Raw genomic sequence first — 22956 nt, 5'->3', positions numbered from 1 at the left:
TTTTACTTCATTTCATTTAAAAACAACTCAGCCTTTTGAATATCGCTCGCGTGATCCACATCAATGATTTTAGAGAAAGGGTGCGCCTGCACCTTTAATCCGCTATAAACTATTTTACGTTGAAAATTACGCATACGCGATACACCTTCGTCAACAGCTTCCTGAAGCAAATTGAGCACTTTGTTGTTGAAACAATACACACCTCCCGAAACATAACGACAGCCTTCGTAAGCTGTGTCAACAAAATCAAGAACTTTCAGATCATCGTCTGTTTTCACATATAGCGGTTTCTCATCATCAATGTAATCAGTTACCGCCATCAGTGCGTCATGTTCGTTATCTGCTTCAAAGGCGCGAATATACGCAGAAAATTCCAACGGAGAAAAAATCGGATCAATTGTTGTGAGGCACAACTTGGTTCTGTTAGGAATCAGCGAAGCCAATTCGTGAAAGCTATGCAAAGAATCGGGCGTCGATTTGATGAGTACATGCAAGGGTACAGGAAGTTTAAGCTGCTTTACATGCTCGTGCACATCGGTCATTTCTTCATTGATGATGATGCTTATCGATTCCGCCCTATTGGCCAGGAAAATAGATATAAGCCTATCGAGCATGGCGGTGCCATTAAGGCGCAACAACGGCTTTGACGTTTCAATGCCTTCGGCAGCTAATCGCGAACCTTGTCCGGCCGCAATAATTGCATATTCCATATAAACGGATTAAGAGTTCAATTATCAATTCAAAAACAAAGGGGAAAAACTCAAAGAAACCGGTTCTTTAGTTCTCCCCTTTATATGTTCAGGTCAGACTCAATTGCCCTACCCTCAATTAATCTAAGTAATCGATTGTTTCTTCACCAATCAGTTTGCGAAGAGTGTTCTTCAACTTGGTGTACTGAATAAACAAATCGTGTTCAGGAATGTGGTCAAAGTCGTGCATAGGACTCTTGAAGTAGAATGACAACCAGCTTTGAATGCCCGACATGTTAGCACGTTGAGCCAAGTCAGCGAACAACACAAGGTCAAGTACCAGCGGAGCAGCCAAGATAGAGTCACGGCAAAGGAAATCCACTTTCAGCTGCATGGGGTAACCCATCCATCCTACAAGGTCAATGTTATCCCATCCTTCTTTGTTATCCTTACGTGGAGGATAATAATTGATACGTACTTTGTGGTAAATGCTTCCGTAAAGTTCAGGATACAATTCCGGTTGCAAAATAGTGTCGATAACCGACAGCTTGCTCACCTCTTTTGTCTTGAATGAATCCGGATCATCAAGAACTTCTCCGTCTCTGTTACCAAGGATGTTGGTAGAGAACCATCCGTCCAATCCCAGCATACGAGTTTTCAACATCGGAGCAAGAACAGTCTTCAACATAGTCTGGCCGGTTTTGAAGTCCTTACCGCAGATAGGCACATTTTTTTGTGCAGCAAACTCCCACATAGCAGGCATGTCAACACACAAGTTAGGAGCACCCATAATATAAGGAGCACCTTCGGCAATAGCAGCGTAAGCATAACACATACTTGGAGCAATTTTCTCCGTATTGTTTTCTTTCATTGCTTTTTCGAAAGCCGCCAATGACTGATGTTCATCACACAAAGGAATGTATATTTCAGTACTTGCAGCCCAGATAACCACTACACGGTCACAATTGTTAGCAGCTTTAAAGTCGCGTATGTCCTGACGGATCTGTTCAGCCATTTCCCAGCGGGTAGCAGCCTGTTTAACATGAGTTCCGTGAAGACGTTTCACCCAGTTCTGGTCGAAAGCAGCTTTCATCGGTTTGATAGCCTGCAGTTCTTCTTTCACGCCATCCAGATCTTTTTGCACCAAAACCTCAGCATGCTGAGCAGCTGCATACACATCATCTTCAAAGATATCCCATCCACCGAATACCAAATCATTAAGATCTGCCAATGGAACTACATCTTTAATTTTAGGAAAACGATTTTCATTCCTTTTGCCCAAACGGATGGTTGCAAGTTGAGTGATAGATCCGATAGGTTTTGCAAGTCCTTTGCGAACTGCCAAGGTACCTACAACTGCAGTGGAAGATACAGCACCACCTAATCCGACTAATAATATCCCTAGCCGACCTTTTGCCGGTTGAATTTCCTGTTTCATTTTTCTTATCGTTTATTATTTGTTGATATAATAGTGACAAAAGTATAGAATCAATATCAGCGCGAAAAGTTCTATATGTAGTCTAAAGTAGCCGAAAACTCTTATTATCAGGAAATTTAATAAAAAGATGTTATATAACAGCATTACGGGGAAAGCACAAAAAGCAAAGCGCTAACGTTCATTTTACTGCGAGAAATGAATACGAAAACGAGTGATTCCGTCGTGGTATGTCCTTAACGAAAACGTACATCCGTGCCGGGTAAGTATTTCTCGAATCAGTATCAGTCCGATACCCTGCCCATTTGGCTTGGTAGAGAAAAACGGACTAAAAAGTTTATCTTCCACCTCTTTGGATATTCCCTTTCCGTTATCGGCAATCTCAATATCGCCGTTGCCGGATGTAGTAATGGTAATTACTCCTTCCTGCCCGATACTTTCAGCCGCATTCTTTATGATGTTCAGCAACACCTGTTCAAAAAGAGCACCATCGACCATCAGCAGGGGCATTTTCTCAAATTTAGATAGAATCTGAATGTTTCTTTCGTTACACATTCCCTGCATAAAGCGCACGCACGAAGTCAATATTTCATTTAAATCAGTAGGAGAAAAACTAGGATCGGGTATCTTTACCACATCCGCAAAGCGAGTAATGAAATGACTCATGGAGAAGCAGCGATCGATGCAAACACGCAATACTTCAGTCAGCTCGGCACTGTCTTCCTGAGTAGAGAAAGCCTGCTCTAGTGTGTCGAGCGTGGAAGTTATTCCTGCCGTGGTATTATTCACCTCGTGCGCAATCATTCGAATCACCTTCTCATACGCTTTCTTTTCCGCCTTGATCACCTCATCCGTCAGCACCTCAATCAAGAAGAAAGGATGATGGAAACCGCGGTCGATAAAGGAAGAGTGAGTGCACTTATAAATACTTGAATCGTTGAGCCTCACGGTAACAGTTCCCTGTCGGGGTATCTTTGACAATTCAACGCTCAGAATCGAATCAACTTCGGTTAACTTTTTACCAATCACTTCCTCGGGAAGCACGCCCATAAACCGGGCCGCCATGGGGTTAATCTGCGTCAACTCCTCGTCGAGGCTCAGAATAACCACGCCCATGGGCGAGGCATTGATCAGCAAGTCCAGGAAGTGATTTTGTTCACGCAGGCGCAAACGTTCATTCTTAAGCTGATCCATCATGCGGTTGAACACATTGACCACCTTATCGGCCTCGTGTTGCCCCACACTACTCAGGCGACTGCTGAAATCCTGTTCGCGTAGCAATTCCATGCCATTGCCTATAATTTGCAATGGCTTAATTACCTTGCGATAAAAAAGCCACAACAGAATAAAAGCAAAAAGCACCAGCACCTCCGTCACGTAAAACAACACGGAGCCGCTGCTGGCCATCTGATAAATAAGCAAGCCCAGTATCAAGACCAACAACGAGGCGAAAATGCCAAATATGACTTTCAATCTCATAAGCCGCTAACTGTTTACGCTAATACCATACTTCTCGAGACGACGATACAGAGCTGCCCTGCTTATTCCCAAAGCAATGGCCACCTGACTCAGGTTGCCGTTATGTAATTGCAACGTATGCAATATGGTTCTTCGTTCTATTTCCTCCAGCGTAAGCCCGTTGAGGTTGGCCGATGCCTCGCGTGACGAATCAATGCGTTGATACTGCGCCTCAAAATCGGCCGCTTCTAAAACCGGTTTCATGTTCATCAAGATGGTTCTTTCAACCAGATTCTTTAGTTCACGAATGTTGCCCGGATAAGGAAGACGCATCAGGAATTGCATGGCATCGGGAGAAAACTCCACCGGCGGTAGTCCGTTCTGCTTCATTTGTTTGTCGGCAAAGTAACGCACCAGCAACGGAATATCCTCTTTCCGCTCGCGCAGAGCCGGCAAGTGAATGGTAATTAAGTTGATGCGATAAAACAAATCTTCCCGAAAAGAGTGCTCACTCACCATTTTGCGCAGATCGGCATTGGTGGCACTCACCACCCGGATATCCGTTTTTCGGGGACGGCTATCGCCCAGCACCTCAAAAGTCTGGTCCTGCAACACACGCAATAACTTAACCTGGCACGAAGGATCCAAGTCACCAATCTCGTCGAGAAAGATAGTACCTTTGTCGGCCATTTCAAAACGCCCCGTCCTATCGGCCGTTGCATCGGTGAAAGCCCCTTTCTTGTGGCCAAACATTTCACTCTCGAAAAGGCTTTGCGAGATACCGCCCAGGTTCACTTTCACAAAGTTCTTCTTTGCCCGCGGACTGTTCATGTGAATAGCCTCGGCAATCAGTTCCTTTCCCGTGCCACTTTCACCGGTAATGAGAACCGACGCATTGGTTTTGGCAATTCGCCCCACCATGTTGAGCACATTCATCAGCGCCGGCGATTTACCTATTATATTAGAGCGCAGAAGCGTTGTCTCGGCCGGTGCATCCTCTTTTTGCTCGTTCATTTCCGCTGTCAGCTTCAGCGCCGTTTCAATGCGTTGCAACAAAGCCGCGTTGTTCCAAGGTTTGGTGATAAAATCAAAAGCACCCGCCTTCATTCCTTCCACCGCCAGTTGAATGCTTCCCCAAGCCGTCATCAGTATGACCGGCACCTGCGGATAAAAGACCTTGACCTGTTTCAATAGCACAAGCCCCTCCTGCCCTGTGGTGGTGAGCGAAAAGTTCATGTCCATTAGTACCAGCCGGGGTTCCGTAACACGTACAAACTGAATGGCCTCGGCAGGAGTCGAAACAGCATGCACCTCGAAACCGGCCCGTTTGAGCATAAAGCTCAGCGAAGAACGTACGGCAGAGTCATCATCAATTACCAGAATCATAAAGAATCAAATTAATAAGATTACAAACAAAATTAGGAAAGTTCTTTCATTGGAACTAATTTTAAGTCCGGAAAGTTACCAAAAGCGATTAAATTCATTGTTTGAGTATCACATCATCAAAGTCGGCAGTCAGTTCGGTGTTGGAACGGAAGTCCCACAACGTAACACTTCTGATCTGATAATAATAGTACCAATAATAGTAAAGCTCGGATATACGCTTTTGGCGGGCCTCATCTTTGGCCGTTTGCGCATCATTCAGGTCGAGCGTATTTATTTTACCTATCAAAAACGTTTCTATGCTTGTTTTGTAACGCTGCTGTGCAATTCCATCGGCCTCGTGAGCAATGGACAACTGCTGTGCCTGGTTATTGAAATGCTCCACCAGCAAAAAGATATCCTGATTGAAATTAATCTGTTCCTGTTTGATGCGCGAACTGATCACCTCACGGTTACTTTGCGCCACCTTTACCTTACCCCTGCGCTTGCCCCAGTCGAGTATCGGAATCTTCACTCCAACCTCCACCACACTGTTGTCCTTCAAACCCTTGTAAGCCGATGAAAGCGTATGGTCCAGTCCGCTATAGCCCACACTGGCAAAGAGGTCCACACTGCGCAAATTACCTTTTGCGGTAGCCACTTCATAATCGGCTTCCAGCTGGCGGCGGCGAATGTTTTGAGCAAACGCATTACGTTCCAATGCCTTTTGCAGCACGCGGTCATAATTGATAGACAGATCGGGTACCGATTCGGGCAACACCGGTTGGAGCGTTACCTCCTCGGATAGACCCAAGAAAGCCCTGAGTTGAAACATTTTAGCATTGAGGTTACTGTTGGCTGTTGTGACCGCCGCTTTGGCGTTGAGTGCAGAAAGTTTCAGTTGCAGCAATTCATTCTCAGAAATCTGCCCCATTCTTCGTTTGGCTCCCGCCACCTCATACAACCTGTCGGCGTTTTGCTGGTTTTGCAAAGCCGTGGTCAGCACCTCTTTGGCTAATAATAGTTCAAAGAAATAAGAGATGGCTTTCATGGTTACGCCTTCCGTAGCCGATATGAATTCAGCTTTTGCCTCCTCGTAGCGTACGGGTTCAATGCGTCTGTTCCACTTCAGATTATTGATGCCGAACAAAGGTTGGGTAAACTCCACGCCAACGGGAACGGACATAAACTGCTTGCTGCCGTCGGTGCCCAACTGCCGGATGTAATCGAGTGAAGAAGTGAGGGAGAGTTTTCCACCGGTCAGCCAAATGTTCTGGTCGACCGACAAAACGCCCGAAAGGCCCATGCTGTTGTTGCGCACAAAAGTATAGGAACCGTCGGACTGCTGGTAGGTGCTGTACGACTTCTTATAGCTGGGCAACGTGCCGGTGAGGTTTACCTCGGGCAACAAATCGGCTTTGAACGTGCGGTATTCCCAATAAGATGTTTTCAGTTTATTAAGCACCACGGCCGCGTCGACAGATTGTGTGCGCGCCAGTGCAATGGCTTCCGACAAAGTGATTAATTTCTCCGTTTGTGCAACTGCCGGCAAGGAGGCCGCAGTGAACAATAAGGCAATCCATATTTTTTTTGTTCTCATAAGACGTATATTTCTTGAGAACAACTGTTCAAAGCGCATGCCAAAGCGTCAAACGGCTTGTTTACAGGGAATTACAAAAAATACAACTGTCCGTAAACGGACACATCGTTCGCTCACGCAACCGTTATCAAGCTTCGGTATCGGGAATGCGAACAGTAAAACAAGTTCCCTTGCCCTGTTGCGAGGTTACCTGAATGGTTCCGTGCATGCGTTCAACAATGGTGTAGCAAATGCTCAGCCCCAAGCCCGTGCCCTGCGCAAAACTGTTCACCTTAAAGAAACGCTCGAATATATGTTTCTGGTCATCTTCGGAGATGCCAATGCCCGTATCTTCCACAAAGAGCGTGACAAACCCGGGCTCGTTGAGGTGGTACCCCACGGTGATGGAGCCTTCTTTGGTGAACTTCGACGCATTGTTAATGAGGTTATTGAGTATTTGTTTGAGCCTTACCGGGTCGGCCAGTATTTGTTTCTCCTCATGCAAGGGTACATTTTTAAGCAACGACACCGCCGGTGGTACGTTGAGCCTTTGCGAGTGGTAAACTTCATCGACCAGCAAGGAGAGGTTGCATTCCGCAATTTGAAAGTCCATGGCACCCGATTCAATGCGCGACATATCGAGAATGTCACTAATCAGCGAAAGCAACAGTTCACAGTTTTGGTTGATTGTATCGACAAACTGCGCCACCTCTTCTTCCGAGAACGAATGAATTTCCTTCAGCAAGCCCGAGAAGCCTACGATGGAATTGAGCGGCGTACGTATTTCGTGACTCATATTGGCGAGGAAAGCCGTTTTAAGTCGGTCGGACTGCATGGCTTTGTCGCGTGCGGCAATCAGTTCTGCCTCCACATCTTTGTGGCGTTGTATGCTTTGGCAAACACCTAGTATGGAGGAAGGAGAGTGCGGAGTAAGACCATTGAGTACCATCATGCGGTACTCCCACCATTCGTATTGCCCCTTTTTATTCTTTTGCCGGATACTAATCCGGGCATTGTTCTTTTTACCCGTCAACAGTGCATCAGCCTCTCTATCAACTCCCGGAAGATCCTCCGGGTGAATTGCATGTCTTAATTCACCACCCGATAGCCTCCCCGATGTGGAATGAAGTCCCATTCGCTCAATAAAGCCTTTGGGGAAAGTGTACACTCCATCGGAAATATTAAATTGCCACGGATAAATGGAACTTTCTTCCACCGCCAGGTTAAAGAAACGCTTCTTCACCTCGTCGGCAGCGATGTTTCTGAATGAAAGAACATAGCCGTTCAACTTTGATTTGGAGTAAAGCGGAACCACCTCTCCCCAAACAGAAAAATAACCGTTTGTTTTCAGTTCCAGCATAAACGAACCTTCGGGAATGGAAACACTGGCGCCCGTTCGCTTCACCTCTTCCAATAACTTATATAATACTTCGTCGCCTTTGTGGTATATCTTCAGGAAAGTTCCCGCCGGCAAGTTCTCGTATTTGTTTCGTTCATGGTCATGCTCCAGACTAATCATGGCCGCCGCTGCTTTGTTCACAAAATGAATTTTGAAATCGGCGCCGTAAATGATGACTCCTTCGTGAATGGAATGAAAAACATTATCGAACTCATTGCGCTGGTCAACCATTTTACTTTGCAACAACAACCTTGTTTGTGCGTAGTATCGACGCTTAAACTCGCGACGATTGGCACGAAAAAGGGCAATAATGGCTAAAATCAAGATGGCAACAAGGGCGCTGTAGAACAAAAGGAATAGAGGCTGATACTTTTCCCAAAGAGGTTCATTGATAACAATGCTTCCGCGAGGAACATCATCTTTATTCATCTTGAAGAAGTCGAGCTGTTTGTAATCGAAAATAAGATTGGGTTTGCTATTCTTCACTATTTTGTTATCCAGCTTTTTGCCCTGCAGCACATCTACAGCCATCAATGCTGCCCTGCGAGCCTCTTCGTAAGGATAAGGAGCCAAGGCACACAATCCGCCTTGCAACAAAGACTCGTCGGAAATAGTAAAACAGGGGGCTTTGGAAACCTTGGCTATGGACGACATAAACAAGCCCCAGTAAGGCATAATCAAAATGCTTTGTCGTGCTTTGGGCGATATTCTTATTTCATAAAGAATATTGGTTGTTTGATCATCATTGATATTGAAACGGCTCAGTTTATAATCGGAATTACTTTGTAAAAAGGCGTTCCACTGCACATCAAACTCTTTAAGCGATTTTTGTCCCAGGTAACTGGCATCGCTCACCAGTATCATCTGTTTTCGGGACGGGAACATTTCTTTGATGGTTTCAAGTAACCGGTGAAAGGGCTTGGGTGCCTCCAGACCGTATACGTTGGAGTAATTGGCTAAAACTTCCTGATTGGGGTAAACCACATTGAAGAACATCACGGGTACTTTGTGCGGCAAGGAATCGCCACAGGCGAGTAAGTCGTACAAAGCCTCATCATTGGCCGTGATAATCAAATCGTAGTTCTGCTTATTTGCCCGCTGACAAATGCGCCGCATCACCTCCATCTCCGCTTGCCCCAACCAAGTGCGCGAATCAAGAAACTCTGTTGTGATGTTCACTTTCACATCGCGTTCATCAAAGCCGGCCTTTAAGCCTTCGTTTAACTCGCCTGCCCAATTATTGGAACGTGAATAAGATTGTATGAAAAGAACATCATAAGTTTTTTGCGCAAACGTAGCCATAGAGGAGCCAACTATGATCAGTAAGATCATAGCTAGTCGGTATATCGTATTCATCGGAGTATCAATTATAATGTTTTGTTTATTGCACAAAGATAATTTATAATTTATATTAAAAACAGTTTGCTATCTAAAAAATAAAGGCGAATGAAATTAAAATCAGTATTCATTACAAACAGACACACATACCACCTCATCTTGTCAAGTGCAAGTTTATATATTATTAACTAATAGAGGAACGTCGGGCATGCATCAGCAAGAGTTGGGCAAAACATAACCAACTTTTTGAAAAACATAACCAGCTTTTTGAAAAAGATAACGAGCAATTTGAAAAGAGAAACCGTCTTTTGGTCCGCGAGAAACCGTCTCCCGGCGGTAAGACGGTTTCTCGCAGACCTTTTGCTACCGAGCAAACCAGCGGGAGCCACCGTGTTACGGCAATAATAAACCGTCAAGACATAAAAAAAGGCAGGAGTTGGAACTCCTGCCTTTGCGCCTATAATAAATTGAACGTACTATAGGATTACATTGACAAAGATAATACATTATACAACCAAAGTCAAGCTTTTAAGAGAAAAAATTTGCCGCACGCAACGATTCTTTTGGATTATTGCACCGCTACTTATTCTTCACGAAGCGCCATCGCCGGTTGTATTTTCATGGCCTGCCTGGCAGGAATCCAGATGCCGCCTACAATAGTCAACGCCATCAACAGCAAGGTAGTGCCAGCCGTTATAAGGAATCGTGGTACTGTCATTACTTTTTCGTCCATTTCTTCCAAAAAGCCCATATAAACGATATTCAAAGAAATGACAATGCCTACCGCTATCGCTATCAACAATAAGAGAAAGCCTTCGGACAGCAACCGATTAAATACCTGACGTTTGGTACTGCCACAGCTGAGGTGCAATGCTATTTCTGAACGCCTTTGCTGGGTGCGGAACCAGAAAGTGCCCAAAAGTCCCAGGAAAATATTAAATAACAAGAAAGCAACACCCCACATTTGGCTATACAATTCATTCATATCGTCCATCTGATGCGTCCTTCTCATCTCTTCCATCGGGAAGATTTTGCCAAGAAACATATTCCCCACACGGAACTGAGTACCGGAAGCTGCTCGTAACCTTTCCACAAATCCATTTGCTTTTTCAGGGGTTACCCGGAAGCAAACTTCATCAAACCTAGCCGTATTATCATCTTGTTGGGCGATATCCTTTTCTGAGAATAAGAGACTTATATAACGTGAACCCCATGAATATAATGATGCAAAATCATCATACCTCACAGGTTTAGTCACTGCAGCGACTTTATACCCTTGAGTAGTATCTCCATTAATATAGATCGTTTTATTCAAAAGCTCTTTTCCGGCAACGTTATATTTCGATAGCAACAAATTATCACCTACAATCAACACACCCTCTTTCATCAAAGAAGCTAAATTCTGGGGTGATTCACCATTGATACCTTCAATTCTGAAAACCCTGAAGAAGTCTGGTGTCACCAAACGGCGGAGACTTCCCGCATTAATCGTATCATATTTTATGCCCGTTCCGCTATTCGATCCGTTATAAGGATATGAATTGATGGAAATACTAACAGCCTCAACACCGTCAAATCGTTTTAAACGATTCACAAGTTCAAGTAAGTCTTGCCCTCCGGTTGTCTTTTTCTTGTCTTTATCCTGATAATCAGGATTATTGGGGGGCAACGTATTTACCTGAATCATGTATGTATTAGATATATCATGGCCTTTGGGTTCAAAGAAAGTCCTCAAATCAACATAGCACATGTCAATAACAAACCACAAAACTACGTATACAAGAAGCAACTCAATCCAAAGCCATGAATTAGATCTTCTTTCATTCCATACCTGCGTAAAAAGTATTCTGTTCATTATCTGTCGTTTTAATGGTTATTAAGAGCGTTTGTAATAGCAACCCGTGAGGCTCTCCAGGCAGGAAAACCGGAACTGAGCAGGTTCATCAGCAAACAAAATAAGAAAGCATACACAAAGGTTGAGAAATGCATCAGCATAAAGAGATTCACAACCGGTGCCGAATTATTCATGGCTAACGTTGAAGTGGCCAGCAGCGAACTGCCAAAGGCCAAAATAAAGCCAAAACACAACAACACTCCTATGAAACCTGCCACAAAGGTAAGTACCAGGTTCTCGCAAAACACTTGCCACATAATGTCTCCTCTGGAACAACCAAAAGAACGGCGTATACCGATTTCTGTTATTCGTTGATTTAAGCGGCTTTGAGTCATTGAACTTAGGTTAATGGCGGGAATAAGAAGCAATAAAGCAAAGATCAACATCCTACGGTTATGAACCGATTTCATATCGGGTTCCATATTGGCCCATTTTCTGTAAGAAAAGACTTCCTGATCATCGGGTTGCCCTCGAAAAGAAATGGCTGCTTCTTTTAAGCCATCACCGTACTCTTTCACTTTCGCATCAAACTCTGCACGTATTTTGCTGAAGTCGTCTTTGCTATTTGCCAATATGGCCACGCGCATCAACCCCATCAACTCTGCATTCCATGTCATATTCTGTATGTCTGTAGAGAAATAAGGTATCCAGACCTGTGCATAGGCTTCACTGGCCAGCGTACTAACATCTTTAACTATACCGACGATTTTATAAGAAGAATAGTCTAACTCCAGCTGATGCCCTACCACTTTGACCGTTCCGTATAAAGCCTTGGCCACACTTTCAGAGATAACCGCCACTTTCAGTCCGGCTTCCGAACTGGCCTCGTCAAACGGTTTACCATCTACAAAGGAAAGATTAAAGACTTTCCAGAACTGTTCATCTGTTTGTTTCACATCGACACTCAAAGGGGAGCCCTTGGGTATGGCAGCTTCCATGGAAGAATACATACTGTAAACCGTCACTGCCTCGGCTGTGGTCAATGAACGCCCGCATGTGCGGGCTGTTTTTAAGCTCAACGGACTATTGCTAGAGTTTTCTATAGAACCGTTTTTCTCGTAAACAGTCATCCATTTCACATAAAGCATCCTGTCACGGTTTGACTCGGGCGCATAAGGTTCTGTTTTTACCTGTTGCATCATCACAATAACCATAATTAAACAGATGGCCAGTGCCGTGCCCAGTATAGAAATGGCCGATAATACCGGTTGTGCCCGCAGCTGGTAAATGGCTTGTTGAATATATTGTTTTATCATATTGATTCTTTTTTAGAAGATTGAATTACTGAACCTGACGACCGTCGAAGAATCTCACTGTGCGACTTGTTTGCCGGGCTTGTTCTTCATTGTGGGTAACCATGACAATGGTTTTGCCATCTTCTTTATTCAACTGATGAAGCAACTGCATCACTTCATGTCCCATCTTAGAGTCAAGGTTTCCGGTAGGCTCATCGGCCAGAATTATTTCGGGACTGCCTACAATGGCGCGGGCTATGGCCACACGTTGACACTGTCCGCCCGATAGCTGTGTGGGGAAGTGCCGCATGCGATGGCTCAGTCCCACTTTCTCGAGTACCTCTTGTGCCCGTTTTCTTCTGTCCGCAGCCGACATGTGTCGATACAACAGCGGCAGTTCAACGTTATCAATCACGCTGAGTGAATTAATGAGGTGGAACGACTGGAACACAAATCCCAGGTTTTTATTGCGGAAGCTCGCCAAAGCCTTATCACCCATGCCTTCGGTGCGAATGCCGTTAATCTCTATCTGACCGTTTGTAGGTACATCGAGCAAACCCATAATGTTAAGAAGGGTCGATTTACCGCAACCCGAAGGTCCCATGATGGAAAGGAATTCTCCTTGTTCTACGGTGAGGTTCACGTTTTCAAGTGCTATCGTTTCTATTTCGTCAGTACGATAGATTTTAGAGAGGGAAGTTAGATTAATCATAATTTCTGTATTATTAAGTTTATTAATTCAATCATTCATCATGTAATGCTTCTGCCGGTTGCATCTTTACAGCCCGCAACGCCGGTAGTATAATGCCCGCAATCATCATCACGGCTATCAATCCGACCGAAAAGCCCAATGCGATGAAAAAGCGAGAAGCCCGGATGATAGCTCCTCTTTCTTCTTCGGCAAAACCAAAAGAAGTTCCGGCTCCAACCATTCCATCGGTTGCAAAAAATATGTTCCATGCAATAATAAAAGCGGGAATAAGAGCCAGTGCCAGCAAAATGAATCCTTCCTGAAACAGGAAGTACAACAGTTTATTGCGCGATGATCCCATGGCAATGCGCAAGGCTAATTCCGAGCGACGCTGACGGGTACGGAAAAGGAAAGTTCCTGTTATGCCTAGAAAAACGCTAATCAGCAAGAAACCTCCTAGAAGGGTATTCATTCTCATTCGCTTTACACCCGATGAAATTAAGTCGTAACGCATGTATTCAACAGGGCGTATATCTTTAATATATAGATTGTCGGCATTGATGGAGTTATTGGCCAATTCCAGAAACCGATCGGCATAATCATTGCGGTCGGCATTGGCAGAAACACGAATGCAAACTTCAGCCATGTTTATATTACCGGGATTTATACCATTTTCTATGTAGTTATCACTAAACAGCGTGTAAACGGAAGGCACGCAACCGAAAAACTCACCGTAGCTTACAGGAGTAGAGACGGCGGCTATCCTGACATCTTCATGGGAACCTTCCATGTGAATCACCTTTCTAGTAGCGTCCGCATTGGCAGGAAACATTTTATTGATTGCATCTTGGGTTAAAATGACCGATGATTCCGTTAGCTTCCCCCGAAGCGATGAGCCGTTGGAAGCTTTGATGCGAAACACGTCAAAGAATGAATCAGATACTCTGTACCAAAGCAGTCGGGTGGCAGTAGTATCAACGTATGCCTGCAAATAATTGCTCATGGAATTATAAGGATGGGAAGCAATAGAAAAAGATACCGCCTCCACTCCTTCCATCCGGCGAATGCGATTCATTAATTGCAGCAAACTGCTACCGGTTTTATATTCGCCCGGTGCGCTTATATAGCCCTCTGCGTCGGCAGAACGTTCGGCTACCTCCAGACAATAAGTATGTGTTATGTCAAAGCCCAAGGGTTCGGAATATCTATGATAGTTATTATACAATGATAATGTTGTGTACCACAGACAAACAATAACCAAAACCAGTTCTAACCAAATCCAGGCATTTTGCTTGCGCTGATTCCAGATAATATGTATAAGATGTTGTATCATTTCAGTACATTTATTTATTTTCAATGGCTTTGACTATATCAACCGATGCGCTTCGCCAAGCCGGAATACCTGCACTGAGTAAATTAATAAGCGCGCAGAAGAGGAATATGGCGAAGATTGTCCAAGGATTCAGGAACAAGAATATAGTAAGTTCAGGCTTAATATGTAAGCCGAAGTAGGCTGTGCTACTTAGTGCCCAGTCCTTACAAAGGTACAAACCGATGTAACTGAACGCCACACCCAGCATGCCGCCTAACAGAGAAAGAAACAAATTTTCAGTGAGCACTTGCAGCATAATGTTAGCACGTGAGGCTCCGTACGCTCTCCTTACTCCCATCTCTGCCATGCGCTGGTATATTCGTCCCATGGTAAGCCCGGAAATATTAACCGCCGGAACAGCGAGCAACATGACTATCGCTAAAACAAAAGTCAGTATCAACGACACCGTATCGGGATCACCGGGACCAAAACGGCCGAATTCCACCAGTTTCGTGTCGGGTTGGCTGCGCAGGTTTAACTGATATTCCTGCAAACTGCCATTGTATGCATCTACTCTCTTTGACAGTTCTTGGCGTATCTTAGTAAAATCGGCTGAGCTACGGGCCAAAAGAAATACTTTATAATTACCCGATATGTTTTCGGCCCAATCATTCTCTTTGATTTGTCCCGTTGTATAGGGTATCCACACGTCGGCATAAGCATCGGTAGCAAGTGGAGAAACATCGGCAACAACAGCACAGACCGTAAATAAGCGGTAGTTTAAAACAAGTTGTTTGCCTACAGCCGACTCTGAACTTCCAAAGATTCTTTTTGCCGTGGTTTGGTTTAACACTATTTTCTGAATGCCGGCATTCAAATCCGCTTGCGTATAAAGTCTTCCCTCTAAGGTTTTGAAATGAAATAGCTTCCAAAACTGTCCGTCGGTAAAAAGTGTGTGGCAGCGAGTTGCCTTCATTCCTCCGGGTAATGCAATGAGTTGAATTTGCAAAGGAGAAACCACACTAATTGCCTCCGGTGTTGTTAGAGGAGTAAAGCAGGCATTGATTGTTTTGAGTGACAAATATCCGTTTCCGCAATTCTCGTCATTCGTTTTCTTTTGAATACCGGCCCATTTAACGTAAAGCGTACGACTGCGATTAACCTCTGGTTCCAAATTTGCAACCCATGATTGCATAATCACAACCAGCATGGTTATAACAGCTATTGATAACGCAATGCCCATAACGTTGATTAAACTAAATAAGGGGTTTTGCTTCAACAATTGCCAGGCTTGCTTAAAGTAGAGCTTAATCATCATTTTACTTTTAAGCGGTTCTTGTTCTTATAAGGACTCATGTCAGACACCACCACTTTGTCGCCAGGTTGCAGTCCGCTACGCACTTCTACATACTCAAAGTTCGATTCGCCCAGCTGCACTCTCCGCTTTGTTATTTCATCAGAGGAGCTGTGAACAAACAGGTCGTATTCACCTTCGCCCTGATAGTAGGAGCCGTTGGCTATGCGCAATACGTTCTCTTTCACTGCGTTCATGACGTAGACATCGCCTTTCAGTCCCGAACGTAAACGGCTGTTCTTATCGTCTTTCAGTTGCACGATGAATGAAATCACTCCGTTCTTTGAAAGAGGGGTAACACTCGACACGGTTCCGTCCAAACGGGTACTTCCAATCTTTACGATGGCCCGGCCGCCGGCTGCTACTCTGTCGCCATAGGTATCGGCAATTTCGCATTGAACTTTAAAATGGCTGAGGTCCGACAAGATAGCCACCTGACTTCCTTGCGAGATTTGTGCTCCTACCTGATCGTTGATGTAGGTTAGCGTGGCCCTGCGGGGCGAACGGATTTGAGCATCGTCAAGGGTGCGTTTGGTTTCGGCTAGTGATTTGCGGAATATATTGAAGTCTAGTTCTTGTACTTTGTATTCGGCTGTGGCGACTTGTTTCTCGTTGGCGTACTGTTGTTTCAGTTGTTCGTATTCCAGTTGACCTGTGTTGTAGCTCAACTCAGCCTGCTTAACCTTATCGGTTGTTCCCGCTCCCAAACTGTCGAGGTAGCGTTCGTTACGCAGTTCTACTTTCATCCGATTGAGTTTCATGGCGGAGATTTTAATTTGCATAGCCATCTCATTCAGCTTTGTCTGGCTATTTACCTTCAACTGTTCCAATTTGTAACGACGCATTTGTTCTTCGTCGAGCAGCTTTTTGTAATCAGTTTCCGCACTCTGCAAATCAAGTTTCAGAATAGGTGTGCCCACATCTACCGAGTCACCGCCTTTCTTGTAAACTTCCAATATACGGCTGTTGATGGGGGAATTGATGATCTCTTCGAAAGCAGGTACTATCTTTCCCGATGCGCTGACACTTACTTCGATGGTACCTTTGTCGACTTCAGACACAACCAAGTCTTTCCGTTTCACTCCCGTACGTGTTAAACTAATCAGCGTGATGACTCCTGCTACACATAGAATGCCGATAACTGAAAACCGAATGATCTTCTTGTTACGCAACTTATTCTTTTCTTCTTTTGGTATTTCTCTATCCATTGCCTTGAGCTTATTATGATTCGGATATACTATTATCAACTGCCGTGCCAAATACATAAAGTACTGATAATCAATGGATATATAAAAAAGAAAGGTGTCCGTTAGCGGACACCTTGTGCGTTTACACCCTGAAAAGCGAGCGTTAACGAAGTCTTAACCGATCACCCACCTCGGGCACATATTCGGCATCTTTACGGTTCATCTTATAAAGGTTCTTCAGGCGGATGCCGTAAGTCTGCGAAATGCTGTGCATGGAGTCACCGTCTTTCACCACGTGAACGATGTAATTCTTCGAAGCTTTCTTTTTCTTGGCGTGCAGGTAGATCACATCACCATCGGCCAGCGTGTAATCTTTGTGCAGGTCATTATACCTTATTAGTTTACGGGCGCTAATATCGAACTCTTTGCCAATAGATTCGAAGGTATCTCCTCTGCGTGCCACCACATAGGCAAGGTCATTGGCCAGGTACACCTGATGCGGATTGATGACTCTGTTTTCAACGCGGGGCACGTAGGCGCCTCCACGCTGACGGGCACGATCATACTTATATAGTTCGTAATCTTCAATAATTGTAATCAGACGATTGGCGTACGAAGGGTCAGTTGCATAACCGGCCTTCTTCAATCCGCGTGCCCAACCTTTGTAATCTGTTATATCGAGGTCAAAAAGAAAAGCATAGCGCGCACCTCGTTTCAAAAAGAGCGAGTGGTCTTCATAAGACTCTACCGGATTGCCGTATGCACGGAAGCACTCCTGACGGGCATCGTCATCATGACGCACGGAAGGACCGTTCCACCTGCCGCCACACTTTATACCAAAATGGTTGTTGCTTTTACGGGCAAGCTCACTGTAACCGGCCCCGCTTTCAAGAAGTCCTTGTGCTAATGTTATACTTGCAGGTATCTTGTGAACACGCATTTGCTCTACAGCCAGCGGACTATACCTTTCGATATATTCCTGATAGCGCTGATTTCTTCTTTGTGCCTGTGCACTAAATGCAAAAGCAGAAAGCACGACTAATAAAATGAGACGGATAGATTGTTTTCTATTCATTGGAATGCATATAGGTTATGAGTTCACAAAAATCATAAAAAATATCGGAATTAACAATCTCTTTGCTAACTTTGTGACCCTTATAAAAACATAGATTATGAAAGAACTTACTATTACAGCCGTTCTCAATGTATATAAATTCGAAGAATTAACCGAGGCCGACCGCACCCTGCTTCAAGCTGCTATGGATGCTACTAAGCGCAGTTACGCGCCTTACTCCAAATTCAGTGTGGGAGCCGCCGCTCGTTTAAATAATGATGTAATAGTAACGGGAACCAATCAGGAGAACGCCGCTTATCCGTCAGGTTTATGCGCCGAGCGAACAACCTTGTTCTACGCTAACTCGCAATATCCTGATCAGGCAGTTGCAACACTTGCGGTTGCCGCACGCACGGAAAGAGATTTTCTTGACGCGCCCATTCCTCCTTGCGGTGCATGCCGACAAGTGATATTAGAAACAGAAAAACGTTTCAATCAGCCGATGCGGATTCTTCTTTATGGTAAAGAAGAAGTTTACGAGGTGAAGAGCATTCGTGATTTACTTCCGCTGTCTTTCGACGGATCTGAAATGGAATAAAAATATATTCTTTATGAAAGCTGAAACAGAGCAGGTGCACTGGTTGGTCTTCTTTAACGACCAGTTGTTACTTGAAAAGAAAGATAATAAATGTGTTCTCCCTTTGGGGGTCCAACCTCCGGTAAAGCCATTGGCAGATACAACCATACACAGTATTACCACACCCATGGGGCAAGTGTGCAAAGCCTTTTCTATTGATGAGGCTGTGCATGAAAATGAAAAGTTCTTCATGACCGGACTTCGTGCATCGTATGATTGTCTGCCTTATTCTCAATACCAAATAGCAGGCAAAGCACACGAAATTTTGCATTGGGATAAGAATAGTAATTTCTGTCCGGCTTGCGGTACTCCCACGGAAAAGAGGGAACCGATTATGAAAAAATGCCCGAATTGTGGCAACGAATTATATCCTGCTATCTCAACGGCCATACTTGCTTTGATTCAAAAGGAAGATTCGCTGTTATTGGTACATGCACGTAACTTCCGTGGCCCCTTCCACAGTCTCGTTGCAGGCTTCCTTGAAACAGGTGAAACGCTCGAAGAGTGTGTTGCCAGAGAAGTGATGGAGGAAACCGGATTGAAAATAAAAAACATAAAGTATTTCGGTAATCAACCCTGGCCCTATCCCAGCGGACTGATGGTAGGCTTTATTGCCGACTACGAAAGTGGAGACATTAAATTACAGGAGGAAGAGTTGAGCGAGGGACGTTTCTATACGAAAGATCATTTGCCAGAATTACCCCGGCGACTTAGTCTCGCTCGGAAAATGATTGATTGGTGGATTGAGAAACAGAAATAAATAAAAAAACCTCCGGTGCCCAAAAGGATTCCGGAGGTTTTTTATTTAAAGAAGCATATCGTTATACGCCCAAGGACTTAAGTACTGCCTGTATCTTTTCGTCGGCAGCAGCATCGGCTCCTGCATAACAGTTACGACATCCCATTTCTCCTTGCACTTCTACATAGAACTTAATCTTAGGTTCGGTTCCCGAAGGACGAACAGATACCTTACTTCCATCTTCAGTGAAATATTGCAGAACGTTTGAAGTATCGGGCATTACCAAATCAGTTACATGACCTGCAGCATCGGTCTGCTTCAAAGTCTGGAAGTCTTTCCATAACACAATCTTTGAACCGGCCATTTCTTTAGGAGGGTTGTTACGGAAGTTGGTCATCATCTGCTTGATTTCTTCGGCTCCGCTCTTTCCTTTTTTCACTACGCTAATACCTTTCTCTTTAGAGAATCCGTATTCCACATAGATGTCCTGAAGCAATTGATATAATGTCTTGCCATTGTCTTTTGCCCAAGCAGCAATTTCGGCAATTAAGCAACAAGCTGAAACAGCATCTTTATCACGTACAAAGTCTTCGGCAAGGAAACCATAGCTCTCTTCACCACCACCAATGTACTTCTTCTTACCTTCGTTCAAACGAATCTCGCGGGCAATCCATTTGAAGCCGGTGTAACAGTCAAGCATTTCAATGTTATTCTTGTCGGCTATCTTCTTGATTAACTCCGTAGTCACAATGGTCTTCACGCAAAATTCGTTTCCGGTAATCTTGCCTAAAGCTCTGTATTGAGTAAGAATGTAATAAAGATACATCATACAGGTCTGGTTACCATTTATGAGTACCCACTCTCCTTTATCATTTTTGCAGGAAATACCTACACGGTCGGCATCAGGATCACTAGCCATCACTAAGTCGGCATCCATTTCCTTGGCTTTATCAATTGCCATGGAAAGAGCAGCCGGTTCTTCGGGGTTAGGTGATTTTACGGTTGGAAAATCTCCACTGATAACGTTCTGTTCAGGTACATCAATTACATTGGTGAATCCCCAAGATTTCAAAGCTCTGGGAATAAGTGTTATACCCGTACCGTGAATAGGCGTGTACACAATCTTCATATCATGATGACGCTTGATTACGTCAGGAGCAATAGACACTGTTTTAACCATATCAAGGAATGCACTGTCTATGTTCTCACCGATTATCTCAATCAAATCGGGGTTTCCTTCAAATTTAATTTCAGCTGCAGAAGAGATTCTCTCCACTTCTTCAATAATGCCTGTATCATGAGGAGCCAACACTTGCGCTCCATCATCCCAATAAGCTTTATATCCGTTGTACTCTTTAGGATTGTGAGAAGCTGTAATCACAATACCGCTCTGACATCCCAGATGACGAATGGCAAATGAGATCTCGGGTGTTGGACGAAGGGCTTCGAACAAATAAACCTTGATGCCATTGGCCGAAAATATATTCGCAGAGATTTCGGCAAACTTGCGACTGTTGTTACGGCAATCGTGCCCCACAACAACTGAAATCTGCTTTAGTTCTTTGAAGTTTTTATTCAGGTAGTTTGATAGTCCTTGAGTAGCACCACCTACTGTATAGATGTTCATACGGTTACTTCCCGAACCCATGATGCCGCGTAAGCCGCCCGTACCAAATTCCAAATCTTTATAGAACGATTCAATCAGCTCTGTTTTATCTTCGTTCTCAAGCATTTTTTTCACTTCAGCCTGAGTCTCTGCATCATAAGCCGGTGAAAGCCATTTCTCTGCTTTCTCCGTTACTTGTTTTATTAGTTCCTGATTTTCCATGAGGTAATCTTTTATAAATTAGGTTGTATTCTTCGTCTTAAAAACTGTACAAATGTAAAAGAATAAGTTTACATATCCTATTTATTCAGTCACTTTGTAGCGGTCGCCGGTTTGTTTCACGTACTCTTCAAGAAACTCTTTGGGGTACCCTGAGCGTATCACTGTTGCCGGCTGTCCGTATTCGTTTCGTTCAAACTTACCATTCTTTACACGCTTTACAACTCCGTCGTTGTACTTCACTACCAGAAATTCGCCTAAACGTTTCCAACTGTCAAATGCACCTTGTGCCATGGCAGAGGTGTAATTAGCAAGGAAAGCTTTTGCCTGCGCAGGATCTTTTTCGTATAGTTTGGCAGCAGTTGCCTCAATGGCTTCTTGGCTTTGAGCATACGTATCTTCCAGATTTCTCTGTACGGTGCGCACATCTTCAATCATCAAACTATATCGCGGATATACCATATTAGACACCCAATTAAAAATCCAGAATGCAGAATTCCAGGAGAACGTTGCATAATCGGCACCGTTTGCCGCGTAACAATCAGGGACTTTATCCGTACAGCAGTAAACTGGCGTGAAGACAGTCATATTAGCATCGTCTGTCCCAAACCAAAGAACTCCTCCAATAGCATCAGGCTTATTAGCACGCATTTGTGATACAAAAACCCATCCGGTTTGTTGGGTAGAGATAGGACGTTCGTTAAAATACTCCTGATCGTTAACCTTAAAAGTCAACGGAGAAAGGCGATAAGGCGTATGGTAAGGACCGGCGCCAAAATCTTTCGTAATATCTAAAGCAGTGCCTTCATAATGATCGCGCATAGCATTCTGTACATCTCTTACCGAGATTTTACGATTTGCTTTCACAAATAAAGGCATAGGCTCGTTGGTTTTACCCTGAATGTAAGGCAAATAGTTAGCCCCTTGATCCGTGAACATATTAAAGTAACTCCAGACACGTGCCTCACAAAAACGGCGGGCTCCAAAATCAAGTGGCGCATAAGCATTGGCAAAGCTAAAGTCTTTGTTTATACCATTGAAATATCCTTTTTCACGGGCAAAAGAGATCACATCCGGTGCATACATGCAATTGTTTTTATCTTCCATGTCAAATGTATGGATACGGGACTGATTGGCATGAGCCGAAATGCAATCATCGGGAACACGCACGGCTACCCAAACAGCACCGCGTATGCCGGGACCTTTGCCTATCATTTCCATAATCCAGATTTCATTCGGATCGGCAATAGTAAAAGACTCTCCACTACTGTAATAGCCATATTGCTGCACCAGTTCGGTCATCACCTTAATGGCTTCACGAGCAGTTCTTGCGCGTTGAAGACCTAAGTAAATCAAACTTCCATAATCAATAACTGCTGTGGTATCAACCAACTCCGGACGTCCGCCAAATGTCGTTTCTGCTATAGTAACCTGATACTCGTTAATATTGCCAATTACATTATACGTTTGACGGGCTTGCTCTATCTGACCAAGATATTTGTGTGTGTCCCACTCATACACATCAACCATTGTTCCTTTTTTGTGCGTTCCTGCAGGAAAATGATATAACTCACCAAACAAACCGTATGAGTCAGCAGAATAAGAAACAATGGTTGAACCATCTGCCGATGCGTTTTTACCTACAATTAAATTAGTACACGCGTCTGTTCCTACAAAGGGAACTAACAACATCATCAAACTCAAAAATAAAAATCTACGTAACATTCCATCGTTTGCTTTACGTAAATTCCCTCCTGGCACAGTCAAA

General features: G+C 44.2%; 17 protein-coding genes. 2 read left to right on the top strand and 15 right to left on the bottom strand.

Annotated elements, in window-relative coordinates; all coding sequences use genetic code 11:
- Positions 1 to 2: 2 nt before the first annotated feature.
- From ACKPCE_RS08630 to ACKPCE_RS08570, 13 genes are all read right to left on the bottom strand, one after another.
- Complete coding sequence (locus ACKPCE_RS08630) at positions 3 to 710, bottom strand: sugar phosphate nucleotidyltransferase (RefSeq protein WP_276992897.1); 708 nt, start codon at positions 708 to 710, stop codon at positions 3 to 5.
- A gap of 118 nt (positions 711 to 828) precedes the next feature.
- A complete protein-coding gene (locus ACKPCE_RS08625) occupies positions 829 to 2127 on the bottom strand; it encodes an inositol-3-phosphate synthase (protein WP_276992899.1) in 1299 nt (432 codons plus the stop codon).
- 183 nt (positions 2128 to 2310) lie between these two features.
- Positions 2311 to 3603 carry a sensor histidine kinase gene (locus tag ACKPCE_RS08620; protein WP_319504864.1) on the bottom strand — a complete coding sequence of 431 codons (1293 nt, stop codon included), beginning with the start codon at positions 3601 to 3603 and terminating at the stop codon, positions 2311 to 2313.
- 6 nt (positions 3604 to 3609) lie between these two features.
- Positions 3610 to 4968: a sigma-54-dependent transcriptional regulator gene (locus ACKPCE_RS08615; RefSeq protein ID WP_319504863.1), complete on the bottom strand. Its 1359-nt coding sequence runs from the start codon at positions 4966 to 4968 to the stop codon at positions 3610 to 3612.
- Between the two features lie 94 nt (positions 4969 to 5062).
- Positions 5063 to 6544, bottom strand: coding sequence for a TolC family protein (locus ACKPCE_RS08610; RefSeq protein WP_319504862.1), 1482 nt, complete (start codon positions 6542 to 6544; stop codon positions 5063 to 5065).
- A gap of 127 nt (positions 6545 to 6671) precedes the next feature.
- A complete protein-coding gene (locus tag ACKPCE_RS08605; protein WP_319504861.1) occupies positions 6672 to 9278 on the bottom strand; it encodes a sensor histidine kinase in 2607 nt (868 codons plus the stop codon).
- Between the two features lie 565 nt (positions 9279 to 9843).
- Positions 9844 to 11115, bottom strand: a complete 1272-nt coding sequence (locus ACKPCE_RS08600) for an ABC transporter permease (protein WP_319504860.1) — start codon at positions 11113 to 11115, stop codon at positions 9844 to 9846.
- An 11-nt stretch (positions 11116 to 11126) separates the two neighbouring features.
- Positions 11127 to 12410, bottom strand: a complete 1284-nt coding sequence (locus ACKPCE_RS08595; protein WP_319504859.1) for an ABC transporter permease — start codon at positions 12408 to 12410, stop codon at positions 11127 to 11129.
- 25 nt (positions 12411 to 12435) lie between these two features.
- The gene (locus tag ACKPCE_RS08590; protein ID WP_308765310.1) at positions 12436 to 13101 is read right to left on the bottom strand and encodes an ABC transporter ATP-binding protein; all 666 of its coding nucleotides are present in this window, start codon (positions 13099 to 13101) and stop codon (positions 12436 to 12438) included.
- A gap of 31 nt (positions 13102 to 13132) precedes the next feature.
- Positions 13133 to 14413, bottom strand: a complete 1281-nt coding sequence (locus ACKPCE_RS08585; protein ID WP_319504858.1) for an ABC transporter permease — start codon at positions 14411 to 14413, stop codon at positions 13133 to 13135.
- Between the two features lie 10 nt (positions 14414 to 14423).
- Complete coding sequence (locus ACKPCE_RS08580; protein WP_319504857.1) at positions 14424 to 15710, bottom strand: ABC transporter permease; 1287 nt, start codon at positions 15708 to 15710, stop codon at positions 14424 to 14426.
- A complete protein-coding gene (locus ACKPCE_RS08575) occupies positions 15707 to 16954 on the bottom strand; it encodes an efflux RND transporter periplasmic adaptor subunit (RefSeq protein WP_319504856.1) in 1248 nt (415 codons plus the stop codon). Before ACKPCE_RS08575 ends, ACKPCE_RS08580 begins: the two co-directional genes overlap by 4 nt.
- Before the next feature lie 142 nt (positions 16955 to 17096).
- Positions 17097 to 18008, bottom strand: a complete 912-nt coding sequence (locus ACKPCE_RS08570) for a glucosaminidase domain-containing protein (RefSeq protein WP_308765312.1) — start codon at positions 18006 to 18008, stop codon at positions 17097 to 17099.
- Positions 18009 to 18105: 97 nt separating this feature from the next.
- Here ACKPCE_RS08570 and cdd point away from each other — a divergent pair, with 97 nt between their 5' ends.
- Together cdd and nudC are read left to right on the top strand one after the other, a co-directional pair.
- Positions 18106 to 18585 carry a cytidine deaminase gene (gene cdd, locus ACKPCE_RS08565; protein ID WP_024996181.1) on the top strand — a complete coding sequence of 160 codons (480 nt, stop codon included), beginning with the start codon at positions 18106 to 18108 and terminating at the stop codon, positions 18583 to 18585.
- A gap of 13 nt (positions 18586 to 18598) precedes the next feature.
- Complete coding sequence (gene nudC / locus ACKPCE_RS08560; protein ID WP_319504855.1) at positions 18599 to 19384, top strand: NAD(+) diphosphatase; 786 nt, start codon at positions 18599 to 18601, stop codon at positions 19382 to 19384.
- A 61-nt stretch (positions 19385 to 19445) separates the two neighbouring features.
- Here nudC and ACKPCE_RS08555 read toward each other — a convergent pair whose 3' ends face one another.
- Both ACKPCE_RS08555 and ACKPCE_RS08550 read right to left on the bottom strand, forming a co-directional pair.
- The gene (locus tag ACKPCE_RS08555; RefSeq protein ID WP_276963143.1) at positions 19446 to 21191 is read right to left on the bottom strand and encodes a phospho-sugar mutase; all 1746 of its coding nucleotides are present in this window, start codon (positions 21189 to 21191) and stop codon (positions 19446 to 19448) included.
- 81 nt (positions 21192 to 21272) lie between these two features.
- Positions 21273 to 22913, bottom strand: a complete 1641-nt coding sequence (locus tag ACKPCE_RS08550; protein ID WP_319505941.1) for a C69 family dipeptidase — start codon at positions 22911 to 22913, stop codon at positions 21273 to 21275.
- Positions 22914 to 22956 lie beyond the last annotated feature (43 nt).

It is taken from the genome of Bacteroides graminisolvens, assembly GCF_963666085.1.
GTDB classification, from domain to species: Bacteria; Bacteroidota; Bacteroidia; order Bacteroidales; family Bacteroidaceae; genus Bacteroides; species Bacteroides graminisolvens.
This window is presented reverse-complemented; position numbering and strand designations above follow the sequence as displayed.